General features: G+C 46.4%; 17 protein-coding genes, 1 tRNA gene and 2 other RNA genes. 10 read left to right on the forward strand and 10 right to left on the reverse strand.

Annotation, left to right across the window (positions count from 1 at the left end; all coding sequences use genetic code 11):
* Nucleotides 1-262 precede the first annotated feature (262 nt).
* The 8 genes from EP073_RS11080 (at nt 263) to EP073_RS11115 (ending at nt 9,000) form a co-directional block, all read left to right on the forward strand.
* Complete coding sequence (locus tag EP073_RS11080) at nt 263-1,978, forward strand: FAD-binding protein (RefSeq protein ID WP_128467212.1); 1,716 nt, start codon at nt 263-265, stop codon at nt 1,976-1,978.
* A 72-nt stretch (nt 1,979-2,050) separates the two neighbouring features.
* Nucleotides 2,051-2,413, forward strand: coding sequence for a cytochrome c3 family protein (locus EP073_RS14150; RefSeq protein ID WP_128467213.1), 363 nt, complete (start codon nt 2,051-2,053; stop codon nt 2,411-2,413).
* Between the two features lie 153 nt (nt 2,414-2,566).
* Nucleotides 2,567-4,420: an ATP-binding protein gene (locus EP073_RS11090; protein ID WP_164885354.1), complete on the forward strand. Its 1,854-nt coding sequence runs from the start codon at nt 2,567-2,569 to the stop codon at nt 4,418-4,420.
* Nucleotides 4,421-5,770, forward strand: a complete 1,350-nt coding sequence (locus tag EP073_RS11095) for a sigma-54-dependent transcriptional regulator (RefSeq protein ID WP_128467215.1) — start codon at nt 4,421-4,423, stop codon at nt 5,768-5,770.
* A 212-nt stretch (nt 5,771-5,982) separates the two neighbouring features.
* Nucleotides 5,983-6,071: transfer RNA gene (locus EP073_RS11100), tRNA-Ser, on the forward strand.
* Between the two features lie 23 nt (nt 6,072-6,094).
* Nucleotides 6,095-6,193, forward strand: an RNA gene (gene ffs / locus EP073_RS11105) — signal recognition particle sRNA small type.
* A gap of 36 nt (nt 6,194-6,229) precedes the next feature.
* Nucleotides 6,230-8,128 carry a SurA N-terminal domain-containing protein gene (locus EP073_RS11110; protein WP_128467216.1) on the forward strand — a complete coding sequence of 633 codons (1,899 nt, stop codon included), beginning with the start codon at nt 6,230-6,232 and terminating at the stop codon, nt 8,126-8,128.
* A 242-nt stretch (nt 8,129-8,370) separates the two neighbouring features.
* A complete protein-coding gene (locus EP073_RS11115) occupies nt 8,371-9,000 on the forward strand; it encodes a LysE family translocator (protein WP_128467217.1) in 630 nt (209 codons plus the stop codon).
* A gap of 129 nt (nt 9,001-9,129) precedes the next feature.
* On the opposite strand, the gene purF is transcribed toward EP073_RS11115, so the two are convergent.
* The 8 genes from purF to EP073_RS11155 form a co-directional block, all read right to left on the reverse strand.
* Nucleotides 9,130-10,521, reverse strand: a complete 1,392-nt coding sequence (gene purF, locus EP073_RS11120) for an amidophosphoribosyltransferase (protein ID WP_128467218.1) — start codon at nt 10,519-10,521, stop codon at nt 9,130-9,132.
* Nucleotides 10,518-12,740 carry a phosphoribosylformylglycinamidine synthase subunit PurL gene (gene purL / locus EP073_RS11125; protein ID WP_128467219.1) on the reverse strand — a complete coding sequence of 741 codons (2,223 nt, stop codon included), beginning with the start codon at nt 12,738-12,740 and terminating at the stop codon, nt 10,518-10,520. The genes purF and purL overlap by 4 nt, the downstream gene beginning before the upstream one ends.
* Nucleotides 12,737-13,435, reverse strand: a complete 699-nt coding sequence (gene purQ / locus EP073_RS11130; RefSeq protein ID WP_128467220.1) for a phosphoribosylformylglycinamidine synthase subunit PurQ — start codon at nt 13,433-13,435, stop codon at nt 12,737-12,739. The genes purL and purQ overlap by 4 nt, the downstream gene beginning before the upstream one ends.
* Nucleotides 13,435-13,677 carry a phosphoribosylformylglycinamidine synthase subunit PurS gene (purS, locus tag EP073_RS11135; protein ID WP_128467221.1) on the reverse strand — a complete coding sequence of 81 codons (243 nt, stop codon included), beginning with the start codon at nt 13,675-13,677 and terminating at the stop codon, nt 13,435-13,437. Before purS ends, purQ begins: the two co-directional genes overlap by 1 nt.
* Nucleotides 13,678-13,850: 173 nt before the next feature.
* The gene (locus EP073_RS13840; RefSeq protein WP_347338918.1) at nt 13,851-14,297 is read right to left on the reverse strand and encodes a YrbL family protein; all 447 of its coding nucleotides are present in this window, start codon (nt 14,295-14,297) and stop codon (nt 13,851-13,853) included.
* Nucleotides 14,294-14,473, reverse strand: coding sequence for a YrbL family protein (locus EP073_RS14155; RefSeq protein WP_128467223.1), 180 nt, complete (start codon nt 14,471-14,473; stop codon nt 14,294-14,296). The genes EP073_RS13840 and EP073_RS14155 overlap by 4 nt, the downstream gene beginning before the upstream one ends.
* Nucleotides 14,474-14,641: 168 nt before the next feature.
* A complete protein-coding gene (locus EP073_RS11150; RefSeq protein ID WP_128467224.1) occupies nt 14,642-15,292 on the reverse strand; it encodes a GntR family transcriptional regulator in 651 nt (216 codons plus the stop codon).
* A 55-nt stretch (nt 15,293-15,347) separates the two neighbouring features.
* A complete protein-coding gene (locus tag EP073_RS11155; RefSeq protein ID WP_241653994.1) occupies nt 15,348-15,995 on the reverse strand; it encodes a GntR family transcriptional regulator in 648 nt (215 codons plus the stop codon).
* Between the two features lie 302 nt (nt 15,996-16,297).
* Between EP073_RS11155 and EP073_RS11160 the strand changes: the two genes are divergently transcribed.
* Nucleotides 16,298-16,987 carry an HAD family hydrolase gene (locus tag EP073_RS11160; RefSeq protein ID WP_128467226.1) on the forward strand — a complete coding sequence of 230 codons (690 nt, stop codon included), beginning with the start codon at nt 16,298-16,300 and terminating at the stop codon, nt 16,985-16,987.
* Nucleotides 16,988-17,106: 119 nt separating this feature from the next.
* Here EP073_RS11160 and rnpB read toward each other — a convergent pair.
* Nucleotides 17,107-17,475, reverse strand: an RNA gene (rnpB, locus tag EP073_RS11165) — RNase P RNA component class A.
* Between the two features lie 93 nt (nt 17,476-17,568).
* Between rnpB and EP073_RS11170 the strand changes: the two genes are divergently transcribed.
* Nucleotides 17,569-17,922, forward strand: coding sequence for a hypothetical protein (locus tag EP073_RS11170; RefSeq protein ID WP_128467227.1), 354 nt, complete (start codon nt 17,569-17,571; stop codon nt 17,920-17,922).
* A 252-nt stretch (nt 17,923-18,174) separates the two neighbouring features.
* On the opposite strand, the gene EP073_RS11175 is transcribed toward EP073_RS11170, so the two are convergent.
* A complete protein-coding gene (locus tag EP073_RS11175) occupies nt 18,175-19,014 on the reverse strand; it encodes a DMT family transporter (protein ID WP_128467228.1) in 840 nt (279 codons plus the stop codon).
* Nucleotides 19,015-19,422: the final 408 nt, after the last annotated feature.

Genomic DNA, 19,422 nt, shown 5'->3' on the forward strand with positions numbered 1-19,422 from the left:
TTCTTCAGATTCGCCTCTTCGGCTCACTCAGATTACGTTTTTGAACCTGTTCTCTTTTAAAAACAAATAATAGCAGTTTTCGTTTTATTTTATTTGAAAAATCAATTATCCCTGCGGTTCATTTTGCATCAGTTGTATTCATCCTGAATTGCATTATGAATAAACAATCTGTACCAATATTATAAATAGCTAATAATAAACATCTTATACCTAGGCACACCTTTTGCTTCCTATTAATTAGTTTATTTACAGGAGGACATGTATGTCTATCTCAAGAAGAAACTTCATTAAAAAAGCCACAGTAGTTGCCGGTGCAGCGACTATCGGAGCAATGCTGCCGGATGCAGTAAACGCAGCTCCCGTTCAGGTTCCCAAAAAATGGGATTATGAAACTGAAATAGTTGTGGTGGGATTCGGAGGCGCAGGCGCCTGCGCAGCTATCGAAGCGGCAAACGCAGGAACCTCATCAATTATTCTCGAAAAACAGGTCGAAAAAACACACTATCCTAACAGCCGCATGTCAGGAGGGATATTCCATTCCACTGTAAAAGAATACAAACGTGAGGCATTGAAGCAGTATGCTCTTGCGCTGTTTTCCGGTCAGAATCTGCCATGGAAACTGGAAAGTGAAGAAGATCCGATTGTTGCCGAAGGTCTGGCAGATCTCTGGGCAGACTATATTCCAAACATCATTCCGTGGCTTCAGTCCATTGACCCCGCATTCAAGCCGACAATGGGTTCTTTCGTGAGCAAGGGCGCGTCCTTCCCTGACTTTCCCGGAGCCAAAGATAGCGGTTATTCCGTGCATACCAGTTCCTTTTCAGGCTATACTCGCTCAATGACAGGAACAAAAGATCTGCCCTATATGCAGAAAGAATACGGTGAAGCCTTCTTTGCTCTGCTCAAAAAAGGCGTTGATGATCGTAAAAACAAAATCAGGGTTTTTTACGAATCTCCGGCAGTCGATCTTGTTCAGAATAATAAAGGAGAAATAATAGGTGTTTTGGCAGACCAGAAAGGCAAAACCATATCTGTCAAAGCAAAAAAAGCAGTAATTCTTACCTGCGGCGGCTATGAGTATAACTTTGAAATGCGCAGAGCTTTCCTTGAAGGTCAGGGAACAGAAGGATGGGCTTTTTACGGTACTACAGCAAATACAGGTGACGGCATATCAATGGCAATGAAAGTCGGCGCCGGTCTTGCCAAAGTCGGCAAAGCAGCCTCCCGCCTGATTGCCGCCCCTCCTGTCCGCCACAACGGTCTGAAAATAGGGATCATTACTCCCGCTGTCGGGCGCCCTCACTCCATAATGGTTAATGCTTTCGGCGACAGATACCTCGCTGAAACAAAAATAACAGACGATCCCAGCCGTTATTTTTCTTACAAAGAAGCCGTTCGTTTCAATATTGATACTCTCCGTTATCCGAACAGCCCCTCATGGCTGATCATGGATCAGCAGATAATAGACGCAGGTCCTCTGACTAATATGGCTATATCAACATCCGCTTACGATTTTCTGCCGTGGACAGCAGATAATCAGGACGCAATCAAACGCGGATGGATCATGAAGGCAGATACTCTTCAGCAGCTTGCCCAAATGATTAAAAACCATCCTGAAAATAAAGAGCAGATGGTGCCTGAAAACCTCGAAGCAGCAGTTAAGAAATTTAATGAAGCCTGCGCCGCCGGAGAGGACAAGGAATTCGGACGCCGCAAAGTTACACTGAAACCGGTTGAAAAAGCTCCTTACTATGCAATGCCTCTTTATGCGGGCGGTCCCAACACAAAAGGCGGAATCAAATGCAATGAGAAACGTCAGGTGCTTGAATGGACAGGTAAGGTCATACCTCACCTTTATACAGCAGGAGAAATATCATCCGCACTCAAATTTGTTTACCAAGGCGGCGGTAATATTACTGAATGCGTGGTAATGGGACGAGCTGCCGGCAGAAATGCAGCCGATGAAAAACCTCTGTAACAACAAATCATTACATAACCAGTCCCTTCCTGCCTCAGGAAGGGACTGAACGCTATTTATTACAGGTGGATAATGAAAATCTCAGCCTTATTTATATTGACACTAATATTGGCGTTTTCGGTTTTTGCATCAGCACAGCAATCACCGTCCGAAGGAGGAAACAGGCTGGCGGATCGCCATCTCTCTGAATACGGAAATTCATGTTCGGACTGTCACTCAACGGACGCTCCGGCAAAAGCTCCTGAAGAAGAAAAATGCCTTGACTGCCACGGAAGCTATGAAGCTCTCGCGGAGCAAACCGCAAATCCGGAGGAAGAAATAAATCCTCACGGAAGCCACTATGGTCCAGTCCCCTGTAATGACTGCCATAAGTCACACGGACAATCAGTTTTGTTCTGTGATCAGTGTCACAACTTCGGAGTAAAGGTTCCTTAATTTTTATCCCTCCCTTCAGGGAGGGGGTTCCTTTCCCTTATAAGCTATTTATGCTATAATTGTACTATGAGAAAACTTATTTTATTAATTTCGCTTTTATTTATTTTCGCCCTTAACGCGTATCCATCAGATAAGTGTCATATCAGATATGGAATGTGGTCAATATATAAGCCTTATGAGTGGCTGAATGACCATCGACAGCCGGTGGGAATGAACGTTGACCTGCTGAAAGCTCTGACAAAAGCAGCAGGGTGCAGCTACGAGATTGTCTCCGGCAATTACAAAGATAATCTGCGGAAGCTTGAAAGCGGGGAAATAGATATGATGTCTATCTCACCGGTTCGTTCTGCTAACAGATTCGCCGCTCCCATACCCACATCAATAGTGCTTTACAGATACATTTTCACCAGAACGGATATGCCTTATCTGACAAATATGGACCAACTAAAAGGCAAAACAGTTCTGGTAGTAAAAAACACATATAGCCATTCATATCTCGTTGAACACGGAGATGAGTATAATATTCACATAGTAACCTACGATACTTCACCTGAGGCTATGCGAGCTTTATCAGACGGGGTAGGAGACGCTCTTTTATCAACAATGGAACTCGCCTTAAACTCAGCTTACCAAATCGGCGTCAAAAACATACGCAGCAGCTTCATACCGAATGTACCCGCAATATATGGCTTTTGTGTTAACAAAAATAATAAAGAGCTTTTTGAAAAAATGCTCAAGGCAATGGAAGAGATAAAACGTAACGGCGTATATTTTGAAATTATAAAAAAATGGCACATAAGAGATATTTCAACTCCCTCATGGTACTATTACACGCTTATAGCTCTGGCAGCGGTTATTATTGCCGCATTTATTATACTTATCTGGAATAAAATGCTCAAAAAACAGGTTCAGAGAAAGACCGCAAGCCTGAGCAGCCTCTCGTCACTCTTTCAGATGGTTCTGGACGCCATGCCGGAGTGCATATACCTGATTGGTAAAGACGGGCAGGTGTCATGGACAAATGTGAATAACGCTCAAAAAATGAGGTACCCCATCACAAATATACAAAAGGAAATCAAGTCCGCTATACACGAAAACAAATGTTTTGATTTGACCCGCCTTTCCAATGATGCCTGTTCATGGCGGATAGTAGCGGTTACTCTTGACAATCAGCAGGACAGGCTGTTGGTAATCATGTCTGAAATAACAGAAAACGTTAAACTCAGGGATGAAGCTCTTATGGCTGTGCGTTTGGCGGCTATAGGAGAAATGGCGGCAACAATGGCTCACGAAATAAATAACCCGACTGCGCTGATATGCCTGAATATGGATTTAATCAAACGCATCCATAACGGAATCAACAGTTATGTTAATGATCATCCGAATAGTTTCAGCGATCTTGATAAATACGTTGAAGGCTGGGTATCGGCAAGAAAAACAGTTGAGGAGGCAGAAATCAACATCAGCGAAAGCCTCAGACGTATAACAACAGTAATCCATGAGTTAAAGGCTTACAGCGTCAGCAAGCCGAATACTTTTGAAATAATTGATATAAAAAAAACCGTTAATGACGCTCTGAAATTTATCGGTTTTTTTACCAAGAAGTATACAAACTGCTTTGTGTTCAATGCAGACGATAATCTCAGTAAAATATATGCCAACCCTTTTCAGATGGAACAGGTTGTGATCAATTTAATTCAAAATGCTTGTTACGCCCTGACTGAAAAAAAACAGAAAATAGTTTGCTCACTTGAAAACACGGAAGATAATAAATATGTTAAGCTCAGTGTCACAGACGAAGGACGGGGAATAAATAATGAAATAATTAATGATATATGGAACCCGTTTTTCACAACACGCCGCAATCAGGGAGGCACAGGACTGGGATTGGCGATAATATCCAGAATTGTCAAAGAGCATAAAGGTTACCATGAACTTTCAAGCATACAGGGCAAGGGAACTGTTGTCTCATTATATTTTCCTTCATTTGAAAAAAACGAGGTTTAAATGCTGTCCGTGCTTTTAATTGACGATGAAATAAGATGGATGGAATCTTTCAAAAAAGTGCTTTCCAATTACAAAATAACATCGGAAGATAATATCTTCACTGCTCAGAACGGTTCCTCAGCAATGGAGATTCTATCCGGTCGCAGCATAAACATAATATTCCTTGATCTTATACTGGAAAATGAACACGGAGAGGATGTCCTCAAGCAAATACGCAGTGAGTTTCCCGAAGTGACAGTTGTTATAATGACAGGGATGAACGATATTTTCACGGCAGTAAACTGTATGAGGGAGGGTGCTGCCGATTATCTTGTAAAAACGGCTACAGTGGATGAGCATATTGCCAGTGTGAAAAGAATAAGCGCAATGTGCGATCTTATTGCTGAAAATAAAGCTCTGAAAAAAAGTATTTTTTCCGATCACGCCGGAGAGTTTGACAGGTTTGTTACATGCAGCCCGAAAATGTTTACCATCTTTAAATACCTTTCCGCAATAGTTGCCAGCAAGGAACCTGTTCTGATATGCGGGGAAAGCGGTGTCGGCAAAGGTGTTCTGGCAAAAGCATTCGCAAACGTCGCCAGACAGGACAAGCCTTTTGTTTCCGTCAATATAGCAGGGCTTGATGAGCAGATTTTTTCTGATACCCTTTTCGGACATATCAAAGGAGCCTACACCGGCGCGGAGCATAACAGAACAGGTCTTATACAGCAGGCTGAAAACGGTGTAATCTTTCTGGATGAAATAGGTGAACTCCCCATGTCTTTACAGATTAAGCTGCTTTATCTGCTTCAGGAAAGGGTTTATCAACAGCTCGGCTCAGATAACATAAAACATTCTGAAGCGCGCTTTATACTGGCAACAAACGATGATCTCAGGAAAAAGCAGGAAACCGGACAATTCCGTAAAGATCTTTTTTACAGAATCAGCACTCACAGTGTAACTATACCGCCGTTAAGAGAACGCAAAAATGATATTCCTCTTCTTTTTGAATATTTTTTAAAAGAAATATCTTTTGAAACGGAAATGCAAATCCCACACTATGATGACTCACTAATATACTTTCTCATGAAGTGCGATTTCCCGGGGAATGTGCGGGAATTGAGGTCTGCTGTTTATAATGCTGTGCTTAAAGGAGGCAGCACTCTGACTATTGATGATTTTCATCATTTGGATAATGGATCTAATATGCCTGCGAACACATTCACAGAAGAGGACATTCTCCCGACGGTCAATGAAATTGTGAATCAGCTTATTTATGAAGCGATGAGGCGCTCGGGGAATAACCAGAGAAAAGCCGCCTCACTCATTGGGCTATCACAATCCACCCTGTCACGCAAGCTGCGAATGTAACTGTGGTTATCAAGCATATCAGCAAATGAAATCCTCGTTGTTAATTCGGGTTTCACCGATATAAACATATAATAAAAGCTATTTAGGTTTTTGCAAGCGGTTACATCCGCATTCAAAACAGTGCTTAAACTTTACCGCTTTAAGACGGAAAAAGACTTGTCTTTAATTGTTGACAGATGCAAACGTGACTGATATATCTGTTTTTCTCTTAAGGAGAGGTGGCCGAGCTAGGTTGAAGGCGTACGACTGGAACTCGTATGTGCGTGAAAACGTACCGAGGGTTCGAATCCCTCCTTCTCCGTTTTAAGAATCAAGAGAGTGGCTCGATGGGGCCTCTGCAATGGTTGCTGTGTGAACCCCGCCAGGCCCGGAAGGGAGCAACGGTAACATTTGCGATTATGTGCCGGAGTCACCCTGTCGAGCCTTTTTAAGTTTAATTAAAAACTTCGGAGTCACCAAATGCTTACCAGCTTCAGAAAACAAAAAGCCATCCTTAAGTTTGCTCTTTGGTTTGTTATCATCGCATTTGTCGTTACCATCTTCCTTGTATGGGGTGTGGGCGATAAGGTCGCAAACGCGAACTTCCTCATGAAAATCAACGGACAGACCGTCTCCTACGAAGAATACTCAAATGCGCTTGAAAATACCCGCAATTACATGAGAAGCATATTCGGGGACAACTTCGACTCTCTCGCTCAGGACGGAGAGCTGGAGAAAAAGGTCATTGAAGACCTCACAAACAAGCACCTTCTCATTCAGAAGGCTAAGGAAAACGGCATAACCGTTTCTGATGACGAAGTGCTGGCGCTTATAACCTCCATCCCCTCCTTTCAGGTGGACGGGCAGTTCAACAAGGAAGCCTACCAGACAATACTTGCCAGAAGCCGGATGACTCCCCAGCAGTTTGAGGAATCAGTAAGAGCCGACAGACTCTCCGAAAAAATGCGCGAACTCATCACCGCCTCAGTATCAGTAAGCGATGAAGAAGTGGCGAAGGAATACTCCTACAGAAACAAAAAAGCGTCTGTCTCATATATCACCTTTAACGCTGAAAACTTCGCTCACGAAGTTAAGGCGGAAGAGGCTGTCCTCAAGGAATACTTCTCCGCAAACGCTGAAAACTACCGCATTCCCAAACGCATAAAAGTTCTTTATACATATTTTGACCCCGCGGTCTTCACACCTTCGGCTGTTATTTCCGATCAGGACGCTGAAAGCTACTATGTGCGCAATCAGGATCAGTTCAACACTCCCGAAACAGTGCACGCAAGACACATTCTTATCCGTGTTGAAGACTGGCACAACGAAGACGCCGTCAAGGCCGCTCTCGCAAAAACTGAGAGTATCCTCAATGAGATAAAAGGCGGGCTCGACTTCGCCGAAGCAGCTGAAAAATACTCCGCAGATTCCTCCGCCGCTAACGGCGGCGACCTCGGCTTCTTTACAAAAGGACAGATGGTTCCCGAGTTTGAACAGGCGGCATTCGCCCTCAATTCAGGCGAGATCAGCGGCGTTGTGAAAACAATGTACGGCTACCACCTGATTAAAGCCGAAGAGAAAAAAGAAGCCAGCAAACCCACGCTTGACGAGGTTAAGGAAGATATTAAAAAACTCCTCACCGCTCAGTCCGGCGAGGCTGAATTCAGGGAATATGTTTTCGGCAGATACACCGCGATAGTAAAAGCCGCCAATATAACCGCATACAACAGCACTGCTGAAAAACAGCTTCCCGTGAGGGAGACAGGCTTCTTCTCCGCGGAGGACATAATAGAGCCTGTTTCCGCCAATCCTGATGTCATGACTAAGCTTTTCAAACTTTCCAAGTCGGAAGTCAGTCAGGTTGAAACAATAAACGGCGTGAGCTACATCTTTGAAATAGAAGATGTTCAGGAATCCAGAATACCCGAGTTTGATGAAGTACGCTCCGCTGTCGCGGCAGATTACGTAAACGCCGAAGCGGTGAAGTTTGCCGCTGCCAAGTCTGAAGAAGCGATGAAGGAAGCTGACATTAAAGCCGCAGCCGATAAACTCGGCACAACCTTCACCACGACTCCCCAGTTCATAAGAGTCCAGCAGATTCCCGGAATCGGGATGAACCTTGAGCTTAACGACATGATATTCGCGGCGGGAACAGGCAAATTCATCGCCAGACCCTTCATCAACGGCAGTTCCGTTTACGCTGTTTATGTAAATGAAATAGTTGAGCCCTCAATGGACGAGCTTAAGGACTACGCGGATATGATCAAAAACGAGCTTCTCATGACCAAGTCTGACGAAGCGCTCAGATCATACCTTGAGGAAGCAAAAGCAAAGGCTAAAATTGAGATAAGCCCGTTCTACGAAAACCTGTTTAAATAATAACGCTGCGCACGCAGTTCTATATGAAACCCAAAGCCCTTTCCGAATTTTCCGGAAGGGGCTTTTTGCATATTACCGCATTGAACTGAACACCCGTGCCGATTCAATGAACACGTTTGCGGGCGGGTGAACTGCCCTTCACCTCTCACGGCGAAACTGTGTCAGTGCAGTTTTAATCCCTTTTTCCTTGACACTCCTACCCTTTTACCCCACTATCCTCAAAAAGTTAAAAAGGTGCACCCATGCCCGATATTCAGCAGATTTTTCTTTTCGCAGCAGCATCAGCGGTTCTCGCAATAACTCCGGGACCGGATATTTTATACGTTGTGACCCGCGGAATGACTCAGGGGCGCAAGGCGGCTCTCTCCGCAGCGGCAGGCTTCTCTCTCGGCAACATAGCGCATACAACGTTCGCTGTTCTCGGGCTTTCGGCAATTGTTATGTCTTCCGTAGCCATATTCACAGTCATCAAACTTCTGGGAGCAGCCTATCTCATCTACATAGGCTGGAAGACTTTCACCGCAAAAGGAGCCGCACTGAACGGAAGCGACACCAAAGTTCTCTCGCCTAAATCAATTTTTATTCAGAGCATAACCGCAAACATGCTCAACCCAAAGGTCGCTCTGTTTTTCATCGCCTTTCTGCCGCAGTTCGTAAGGGCTGAGAACGGTTCTGCGGCAGCGCAAATGGCTGTCTTCGGACTTATTTTCATACTCTGCACGTTTGCGGTTTTCTCTTTCTGCGGATTACTTGCTGGCTTCATAGGGGATTACCTGAAAAGGCACGAAAGCGCCGGAACTCTCATGAACAGAATTGCAGGGGTTATACTGATGACGCTGGGGCTTAGTCTGGCATTGTATAAGAAAGCTTGAAAGACTTCCGCGTCGCTGCGCTCCCCGAAGTGATTCAAATATCCGTCATTGCCAGCGAAGTGAAGAAATCTCAAAAAATATATTAAAAAAAATAGCAATGCCCCCTCAGTGAGAGGGCATTGCTTAATATCAGCAGCCCGATTTAGGGTTGTCCCCGCCGCCGTCCAGAGACATCATAGGGTAGTCACCGTTGAAACAGGCTTTACAGAACTCTCCGCCGCCTGCGCACTCCTCAAGACAGTTTATGTCCAGATAGCCGAGTGTGTCCGCGGTGATGAACTTGCGTATCTCCTCCACATTATGGCTGGAGGCAATGAGTTCCTTTCTCGTCGGGGTATCTATACCGTAAAAGCAGGGAAACTTAGTCGGAGGAGAGCACACCCTGAAGTGTATCTCTCTTGCGCCCGCCTCACGGAGCATCTTAACTATCTTACGGCTGGTTGTGCCGCGGACAATGGAATCATCCACAACTATAACCTTTTTGCCTTTGATCACGCTTTTTACAGGGTTCAGTTTGATCTTAACGCCGAAATGCCTTATCGACTGCGAGGGCTCGATGAATGTTCTGCCCACATAGTGGTTTCTGATAAGCCCCATCTCAAGAGGTATGCCGCTCTGCTCGGAATATCCCATTGTGGCGATAATGCCCGAGTCCGGCACGGGAACGACTATGTCCGCCTCAGCGGGCTGCTGGATGGCAAGCATCCTGCCCATTCTCTTGCGGACATCGTAAACATTCTCGCCGAAGATCATAGAGTCCGGTCTGGCGAAGTATATGTGCTCGAAAATACAGGGCTTAGGAGTCTTCTTATCGAAAGGATGGAGGGATTCTATCCCTTTATCGCTGATGATAACCATCTCGCCGGGCTCTATTTCCCTGATGAACTCAGCGCCTATGAGGTCAAGAGCCACAGTTTCAGAAACAAGTATGTAGCCGTTTACCAGTTTGCCGAGGATCAGCGGGCGAACACCCAGAGGGTCGCGCACGCCGATCAGCATGTCCTTTGTCATCAGCAGGAGCGAGTAAGCGCCCTGAAGCTTCCTGAGGGATGCGATAATAGATTCAATAAGATTATCTATGCCGCTTTTGGCTATGAGGTGCACTATTACCTCAGAGTCGGAGCTGGAGTTGAAAATAGCTCCGTTTTTAACAAGCTGACGCTTCACCTCATCGGCATTTACAATATTTCCGTTGTGGGCTATTGCCACGGGTCCGGCGTTTATCTCGACGCAGAAGGGCTGAATGTTGCGGATATGGCTCTCGCCCGCTGTTGAATAGCGGTTATGCCCTATTGCCATATCCCCTTCAAGGGCATCTATCTTGTCAGCGCTGAAAATATCCGCCACAAGCCCCTGCCCTTTTTCATATCTTATCTTATCACGGTCGGAGACGGCTATGCCTGCTCCTTCCTGCCCTCTGTGCTGGAGGGAGTACAGCGAAAGATACACAAGGTTTGCAGCCTCTTTGCAGCCGAAAACGCCCGCTACGCCGCATTCCTCGTGAAATTTATCCAATATCATTTCATCCACTCTCCGATTGAGTTCAGAAACTTGTCTGCCGCTTCCTGAACTTCAGCCTTGATTACTGTTCTGCCCTGATGCTTTATAACTATGTGAGCGCCTTCCACAGAGCCTATCTGCGTGTATTTCACGCCGTTCTTCTCAGCGAGTTTCTCAAATGCGGGGGAGTTGTGTCCGCTGACTTCAGCTATAACTCTTCCCTGAGATTCAGCAAAGAGAAGGTGATCCGTGCGCATGTTGTCCTCAAGGTTTATTCTTACGCCTAACTGATTCTCTCCGAAGCACATTTCGGTAAGAGCAACCGCCAGACCGCCCTCTGCCGTATCGTGGGCGGAAAGCATAAGTCCTTTATCAGCCGCTTCCACAAGAAGATTGATAAGCTTCTTCTCTTTCGCAAGGTCTATTTTGGGCGGCAGTCCTTTTTCGATGCCGTGAACAGTGCTGAGATATTCGCTTCCGCCAATCTCATCAGTGTTTTCACCGAGAAGATAAATACTGCTCCCCTCAAGTTTAAAGGTGCTTGTCACAGCTTTTTCAACATCATCTATAACGCCGACCATAACTATGGTGGGGGTGGGGTAAACACCCTTGCCCTCGGTTTCGTTATAAAGACTCACGTTTCCGCTGACCACTGGTGTTTCAAGGGCTTTGCCCGCTTCCGCCATCCCCTCAACCGCTTCCACGAACTGCCACATTATGTCGGGCTTTTCCGGGTTGCCGAAGTTAAGGCAGTTGGTGAACGCTCTGGGGCGCGCGCCGCTGACGGCGACGTTTCTGGCTGACTCGGCCACGGCTGCCATCCCCCCTGTTCTAGGGTCAAGGCGGCAGAAGCGGCTGTTGCAGTCCGCTGAAAGGGCTATGCCTTTCTTTGAGTCCGGCACCCGGATAACTGATGCGTCAGAACCGGGAAGCACTGTGGTTCCGATCCTCACCATATGGTCATACTGCGAGAAAACCCACTTTTTGGACGCTATGTTCGGCGCGGCGAGAAGCTTAAGGAGAACACCCTTCAGGTGATCAGGCTCTTTCACTTCCGCAGGACTGTTCAGCTCGTCCATATATTCGCCTCTGGCGTATGGTCTGTTGTACTTGGGAGCCTCTTTGGAGAGCGGAGCAGCGGGCAGTGCCGCAACCTCCTCACCCTGCCAGCGGAGGCGGACATAACCGTCTGTCGCCACGTGTCCTATGACCTCGGCATCCAGATCCCATTTATCAAAAATAGCTTTAACTTTTTCTTCGCATCCTTTGCGGACAACCATGAGCATCCTTTCCTGTGATTCGGAAAGCATTATCTCATATGGGGTCATCCCCTTCTCCCGCACGGGAACCATGTCCAGATCAAGCACAACGCCTGACTGCGCGCCCATCTCAAATGATGAGCTTGTGAGTCCGGCGGCGCCCATATCCTGAATCCCCACTACCCAGTCTTCCTTCATGAGTTCAAGGCACGCCTCAAGGAGCAGCTTCTCCTTAAAAGGATCGCCTATCTGCACGTTGGGGCGCTTGGATTCGCTCTCGGCGGAAAATTCCTCACTCGCCATGGTAGCGCCGTGGATTCCGTCTCTGCCGGTTTTTGCGCCAACGTATATTACAGGGTTACCTTCCCCTTCCGCTTTGGCGAGAAATATTTTATCTTTATTCACAAGACCTAAGCTGAAAGCGTTAACCAGCGGGTTTCCGGCGTAGCAGTCATTGAAAAAGACCTCCCCGCCGACAGTAGGCACGCCGAAGCAGTTGCCGTAAAAAGAGATTCCGGCGACGACTCCTTCAAATACCGATCTTGTTTTTTCATTGTCTATTTTACCGAAGCGCAGCGAGTTCATAGCGGCGACGGGTCTTGCGCCCATGGTAAAAACATCACGCATGATACCGCCCACGCCTGTGGCAGCGCCCTGAAAAGGCTCAATGTATGAAGGGTGATTGTGGCTCTCCACCTTGAAGCAGGCGCATATATCGCCGTCCACTTCGATGATCCCCGCGTTCTCGCCGGGTCCCTGAACAACCCAAGGAGCTTCCGTTGGGAGTTTTGCGAGATGCACACGGCTGCTTTTGTAGCTGCAGTGCTCGCTCCACATGGCGGAAAAAATGCCGAGTTCTATATAATTCGGGGTTCTGCCTATGATTTTCTCGGCGTGTTTGAACTCCTCCGGTTTGAGTCCCATTCCTCTGGCGGCCTCGGCAGTCACCTCTGGGTATTTGAATGTATCGTACATGCTCATAGAACACCTTTTAAAACTTTACGGAGAGATTCAAAAATATGAAAGCCGTCCTTGGTCTGCATGATCTCCTCGGCGCATCTTTCGGGGTGGGGCATCATGCCGAGAACGTTTCCGCCCTTGTTAACTATTCCGGCTATGCCGTTTATGCTGCCGTTGGGGTTTGAGCCTTCGGAGGTTTCGCCGTATTCATCGCAGTAGCGGAAAACAACCCGGTTGTTCTCCTCAAGCTCTTTTATAACATCCTCGGAAGCAAAATAGTTTCCTTCCGCGTGGGCTATGGGGATGCGGACTATCTCGCCGTCGGCGTATCTGCTGGTGAAGGCTGTGCCTGCGTTGTCTACACGGAGGTTAACATACCTGCATATGAACTTAAGATCCTTGTTGCGGAGCAGCGCGCCGGGGAGAAGACCGGCTTCCGTAAGCACCTGAAAACCGTTGCAGATACCCAGAACATGACCGCCCTTGTCGGCAAACTCACTCACTTCCTGCATAATCGGGGAATGCTTGGCTATGGCGCCGCAGCGAAGGTAATCGCCGTATGAGAACCCTCCGGGGAGAACAACGAGATCAACGCCCTTCAGGTCGGCATCCTTATGCCAGAGAAAAACAGTGTCCATTCCGAGAACATGCTTTAAAACGTGATAGCAGTCGTGATCGCAGTTGGAGCCCGGAAAAACAACAACTCCCGCTTTCATTAATTCTCTCCGGCTATTTCTATTCTGAATTCTTCAATAATCGGGTTTGCGAGAACCTTATCGGCTATTTCCTTGAGCTTTTCATCGGGATTTTCGCATTTTTCAATTTCGATTTCAAAAAATTTACCGACTTTAACATCCTTCACAAAGCTGTGCCCCATGCGGTTTACAGCCCCGAGGATAGTCTGCCCCTGAGGGTCGAGAACCCCGTTCTTAAACTTTACAAATACTTGTGCTTTCATAAAACAACCCCGCTCATTTATGAATATAGTGATATTTTCTGAGGCGAAAACAGCATCCCCGCAGAGAATAAGCGGGACGCCTGAATTTTAAGCCGTTATAGCAAACTTGCAACGTATTGTCATTGGAAAACTTGAGGATGTTCAGGATTATAAATACGCGGTCGGCGCCCTTGTCAGGAAAGAGTTTCAGAGACTAAAGAGTCTGAGGGCAAAAGCCCGTCACGTCTGGCTTTAAACAGGAACCTGTTGTACTTTTTGCTGATTCTGACCCTGCCGAAACTGTTTATTCTGTTTGTCGCCCACGCAAAGAAATTTCTGTTGCCGAGACCGTCCACTATGACAAGCCTGCAACTGCTATTCATCTCAGGATTAAAGAGAATGTTGTCCAGCCTGAGGTCAGCAGGCAGAATATTGAATTTAAGAAGATAGCTGTAAAGCTGATCAAGCTCGTCTAGAAATACTGAAAGAGGCGTTCCTTCGGAAATCAACGCGTCCAGAGACTTACAGGGAGTTCCGTCTCGCCTTGTAACCAGATCAAAAACAAGTCCGGCGCCCAGATTTGTTTCTGCCCAACCGTAGCATTTGGCAATATGCTCCCAGCTTATATTTCTCTTTTTCAGGAAGCTGTAATATGCGTAATCAGCCTCGTTCTGCGGCTGTTTGTTCTGTCCACATACCTGACCTTAACACACAGACGCGGGTCAAGCGGATGAACGTAGCAGGCACGTTCCGCCCCTGCGCCGATTTTCAGGGAATCATCAAGCTTCAATACTCCGGCAGTCTCCGAATATGACATTTGCGGCTGCTCCTGACTGATGCGTTTGTATAAAATGCAACTTTATATTTAACATTTTATTGACAAAAAAGGCAGTAATCAAGAAAAAAAATGTAACGGACTGCAACAGATTTATATGAACGATAGATAATAAAGGAAGCGGACGGACTCCGCCTCCCGTGAAATTTGTCAGAGTCTGGACTTTATGAACTCCCATCCGTTGCGGATGTGAGTTTCCACAAGCCTTTCCACTCTGTCTTTGTCTCTCAGCTCAATAGCCTCGATTATGCTCTGGTGTTCTCTGGCGACCTCCTGAGTTCTGCCGGTTTCGGAAAATGAGAAGACCGTAGCGCGCTTGAACTGCTGCTGAAGCCCCGCCAGAATCTTGATCAGACGATCGTTGCCGCAGTTTTTTATGAAAATATCATGGAACTCGGAATTCCAGTTAACCATGTGACCGACTTTAGAGGAACCCTCACGGACTTTTGCGGCGAGCTCCTTCATCTTCTCTATGTCTTCCTTGGTGAGCCTTTCTGCGGAAAGCCTTGCGGCGAGAGCCTCAAGCCGGATTTTGATCACGAAGATCTCATCCACGTCCTTATCGGTTATCTCTGTGACCACAGCGCCCCTTCGGGGAATGATTTCGATAAATCCTTCGGTTTCCAGATGACGCAGAGCTTCCCTTATGGGTGTGCGGCTGATGCCCAGCTGTTCTGAAAGCTTAGGTTCCACAAGCCTTTCTCCGGCTTTAATAACACCCTTGAGAATATTAGTTCTGATTGTTTCGGCTATTCTTTCGCTTAATGGGGTATTGTCGATGTTTATATCCCTGACTCCCATCCCTGAACCTCTGCATCCGCCGCCCGAAAGCTTTTATTCAGGCGTTCTCTGTTTTTTATTTTCTGATATTGTGCTTCAGATATTCCCAAGCGTTCTGGATATGCCAGCGCACTTTTTTCTCAACAAGATCAGGATCACCAGAGGCGAAGGCTTCTATGATCTCCTGATGCTCTGCCACTGCGTGTTTCGCACGCTCGCGGTTGGAGACGAGAACTGTTTTCAGTCTCTGGAAATTTTTCGCCAGACTGTCGAGAATTTCGAGAATTTTTTTATTGTCCGAGGCAGTTATAAAGATATTATGGAAGTCCACATTATATTTGAGGTATTCGTCCATAACATTTGGGTTCTCATATGCTATATCGCGGAATTTTTCGTTGATTTTACGCAGGCGATCTATGTCCTTTTCATTCAGGTTAGCCGCAGCCTGCCTTGCCGCCAGCCCCTCAAGGCTTGCCTTCACTGCGTAAAGGTCGTCTATATCTTTAATAGTAAGGGCTTTAACCACCGCGCCCTTGCGGGGTACAATCTCTATGAAGCCTTCGGTTTCAAGCTGCCTCAGCGCCTCACGTATCGGTGTGCGGCTGATCCCGAGGCTTTTTGCCAGCTTGGGCTCCACAAGCCTTTCACCGTCTGCGTGAACGCCTTTTATTATATCCGCCCGTATCTTGTCGGCGATTTTTTCTCTCAGGGGTTTGCTTTCCAATACGTTTTCCTGCTTCAAAAACCGGCTCCCTAACCATCTTTTGCCGTTTAATTAAAGAAATTAACAAAGGTTTATTTGAGTAAAGCAGAACACTATTAACATTTTAAACAATTTATTTACTTGTGTTAATATTCTGTATTCTGTATACTGTATTCAATCTAAACTATTTTTTCATTTTCGTCAAACAGAACGTTGTATACAAAAAACAATCCATGTCAGAATCGTGTTAAATCTTTGATCCCATGGACTTACCGAAATGATTACTCTTTATTCGGGTTTAACTTTGTGTAATAATATATTTTATGAAAAGAATGCTTTTTGTATTTGATATTGACGGCACTATATGCAGGGCGGGCAGAGCTGTTCCGCCTGCGCTTGCGTCGGAGCTTAAAAGACTTTCCGGCGTACACAAAGTCGCCATAGCCTCAGGTAAGCCCTTTACCTATATTACCGGACTTTGCAGACAGCTTGAGATAACATCCGCTTCTGTTATCGGCGAAAACGGCGGAGCGCTGAGCCTTGACGCATGCTTTCCGCCCGCGGGCTTCCGTCTGGCGGAGATACCTGCGGAGCACGGAAACAGTATTGAACTGATAAAAGCCGCCTACAGAAAGAAATTCGGAGAGCGGATATGGGTTCAGCTCAACCACCTGAATGTAACCTTTTACCCCGTCTGCCCCGGGGATATAGGGCTTCTCCACGCCTTTGCCCCGCAGTTTGAATCTGATTTCATCAGCGCATACTACCACGATGACTGCATGGATTTCACCCCTTCAAATATTAACAAGGGAGCAGGACTCAGCACACTGCTTGAAATGACAGGCATCTCACAGGACAACACATGGGTTTTCGGCGACGGAGAGAATGATTTTGAGATGTTCCGCACGGCAGGCAACTCGGTATGTGTCGGCAGCAATGCCAAGCTTAAGGAGATAGCCGATCACTGCGTAAGGAACATAGATTCTCTTTCTGTTTTTCTGGAAAGATTCTGAGATTCTTCACCAACATTCTGAGCAACGCTGCGCATAACAGCAACTCCAAGGACGGAACCACGCCGTGCAAACCGCGGGTGTGTACACCAAACTGACAGGATGTACAGTCCGGTGTTATAAAAATAAGAAGACCTATAAGCCGGATCCTGTCTGAGCCCTTCTTAAGGGGCTGAGGCAGTCATTAATCTAGACCGGAGATTGCTCTCAGGCTCAAGCGGTTTACCCGTGAGCTCGGGCGGGCAGCCCTAAAATGCTCACCTATTTAACCTTGCACCGGACGGGGTTTACCGTGCCTCCGCCGGTCACCCGGCAGAGCGGTGGTCTCTTACACCACCGTTTCACCCTTACCTGTCTTTTCAGACTGGCGGTCTGTTTTCTGCGGCACTTTCCCTGCATCACTGCACGTCGGCGTTACCGACCGTCCTGCCCTGCGGTGTCCGGACTTTCCTCCCGCACGCGAACGCACCGGCGACTGCCCGGTCTTCTTACCGAGTTGGAAAACTAATACCTTATGCGGCAAAACGCAATATATTTCGCTTTTATTTAGTATATGCAGGATGTATAGTTCCGCCATGAGCCAAATGGATTGTTTTGAACACGACATCGCCGAAATGAAGTCAGACACCCTTTGCAGATTGGGCAGAAAGGTGGAGATAGCCTGCGGGATGCTTGGCGGCGAAGAACAGTTTCACACCCGCCTGTCACATATGATTGAGCGTGTGGAGCACGACCTCACCATGAATCTGAAAAGGAAAAAACGCAGACAGCTCATGTGCGTCCTTGAGCGGCTGAAAAAAAAATCCGCTGAATCCGCCGAAAAAATCCGGCTTATCAAGCAGGCGAAAACAAAAGCCATAAATGATTACAAAGCTCAGAGAGAAATCCTCGGGCTCACCGATCACACCTTCATAAACGGATTCTTAAAAAATCTCTGAACAGGTATAAAATTCCGATCGGAAATGATCGCACTGATCAGAAAAATTTTCCCGATCAGCAGTTTGCCGTTTTCTCGTCTCTTAAGAAAAATTATACGCGGCACAGGAAACACAGGCTTATTGAAAACCGCTGTCAGAGCAGTTCGATGACACAATGATCCCATGATCAAAGAAGCCGGCTGTTACGCCGGCCCTTGCGAGATCCTTCTCAGTGAGCGTGGTTGTTCCACTACCTGCCTCTTTAATAACAAATTACATGCCAAACCTGATCAGCACAATTCCGATCACAATAATCAGTGTTCCGGTGAGCTTGCTCAGGGAAAAAGCCTCTTTGAACACAAACACACCGATTATCAGCGCAAAAACAGCATTCACCTGCCTCAGTGCGGCGGCGTACGAAACCTCCATGAAAGTCAGCCCGTATCTGTACGATGTAAAAGAGAGAAAGACTATCACACCCGCTATGATGAAATATTTTTTCTCTGCCATGATAAACTCTTTGCGGAACGGTCTGTGCCTGAGTGAATATACGGCAAGGTACGATGTCATGAAAAAACAGAGACAGTAGGTGTAGAAAATCATATTACCACCGCCCACTCCGCCCTTGTCAGCCAACGCTCCGAAGGAGTAGGAAAAGGCTGCCAGCAGGGCAAACACTGTTCCTTTTGCGGGCTTAATACGGGAACCCTTCTCTCCGTTGAGGACAATTCCTCCTAAAACAGTGAAAATAATTCCCGATACTCCAAAAAAAGTGAGCCTCTCGCCGAGAAAAAGAGTAGCCCAAATAAGTATAAAAAACGGCGACGAAGTGGTTATGGGATAGATTGAGGACACGTCACTGTAGCGGTAAGCTGTTGATATAAAAAGGTGATACAGGGCAAAGAACGTTCCGCCTATCAGTCCGTAGATCACGGCGCCTTTATCAAAATACATGTATTCCCTGAAAAAGACCGGAAAAAGCGCTGTGAAGAAAATAAGATTAACAAGGTGCATAAAAAAATTAAAAGCATACTTGTCGGAGGAACGTTTGAGCAGAACATTCCACAGGGAGTGGCATAAGGCGCTGAACACTATGAAAATAAAACCTGTCAAAAACTCCCCCCTGTCATAGCCGACGAAATCTACTTTTATCAGCACTTTCAAAAATATTCAAGAGTGTGAAATAGAAATCACCTTTAAAACCCGATCTCGAAAGACCGCGCCGCCGGCTTCTCCGACTCATCTATAAGCTATACCGATAATCCTCTTTTATACACCCTGATCAAATCTCTGTTTATTTCTGACTATTGAACTAAAGATAATTTAGTCCTGACAGGGGCATGCGGGCTCGGTACGGCATTTTAACCTCTCTAAACACTGATACAAAAGGCTTTAAGTACTTAAAACAACTATTTTATTATCGCTGTTTACAGAAATTTTTTATGTACATTGTATACAATTTCCCTATTGACATTGAAAGGTCTTAGTGATAGAAAATAAACAGCGGTATAAAATTGAAGA

This window comes from Geovibrio thiophilus (genome assembly GCF_004087915.1).
GTDB classification, from domain to species: Bacteria; Chrysiogenota; Deferribacteres; order Deferribacterales; family Geovibrionaceae; genus Geovibrio; species Geovibrio thiophilus.

Bases quoted from the DNA above. Each gene is read 5' to 3' on its own strand.
- EP073_RS14150 (WP_128467213.1), top strand. From the start codon at position 2,051: ATGAAAATCTCAGCCTTATTTATATTGACACTAATATTGGCGTTTTCG.
- EP073_RS11150 (WP_128467224.1), bottom strand. From the start codon at position 15,292: ATGGGAGTCAGGGATATAAACATCGACAATACCCCATTAAGCGAAAGA.
- purQ (WP_128467220.1), bottom strand. From the start codon at position 13,435: ATGAAAGCGGGAGTTGTTGTTTTTCCGGGCTCCAACTGCGATCACGAC.
- EP073_RS11095 (WP_128467215.1), top strand. From the start codon at position 4,421: ATGCTGTCCGTGCTTTTAATTGACGATGAAATAAGATGGATGGAATCT.
- purS (WP_128467221.1), bottom strand. From the start codon at position 13,677: ATGAAAGCACAAGTATTTGTAAAGTTTAAGAACGGGGTTCTCGACCCT.
- EP073_RS11170 (WP_128467227.1), top strand. From the start codon at position 17,569: ATGGATTGTTTTGAACACGACATCGCCGAAATGAAGTCAGACACCCTT.
- EP073_RS11080 (WP_128467212.1), top strand. From the start codon at position 263: ATGTCTATCTCAAGAAGAAACTTCATTAAAAAAGCCACAGTAGTTGCC.
- purF (WP_128467218.1), bottom strand. From the start codon at position 10,521: ATGATATTGGATAAATTTCACGAGGAATGCGGCGTAGCGGGCGTTTTC.
- EP073_RS11160 (WP_128467226.1), top strand. From the start codon at position 16,298: ATGAAAAGAATGCTTTTTGTATTTGATATTGACGGCACTATATGCAGG.
- purL (WP_128467219.1), bottom strand. From the start codon at position 12,740: ATGAGCATGTACGATACATTCAAATACCCAGAGGTGACTGCCGAGGCC.
- EP073_RS11110 (WP_128467216.1), top strand. From the start codon at position 6,230: ATGCTTACCAGCTTCAGAAAACAAAAAGCCATCCTTAAGTTTGCTCTT.
- EP073_RS11090 (WP_164885354.1), top strand. From the start codon at position 2,567: ATGTGGTCAATATATAAGCCTTATGAGTGGCTGAATGACCATCGACAG.
- EP073_RS11115 (WP_128467217.1), top strand. From the start codon at position 8,371: ATGCCCGATATTCAGCAGATTTTTCTTTTCGCAGCAGCATCAGCGGTT.
- EP073_RS14155 (WP_128467223.1), bottom strand. From the start codon at position 14,473: ATGTCATATTCGGAGACTGCCGGAGTATTGAAGCTTGATGATTCCCTG.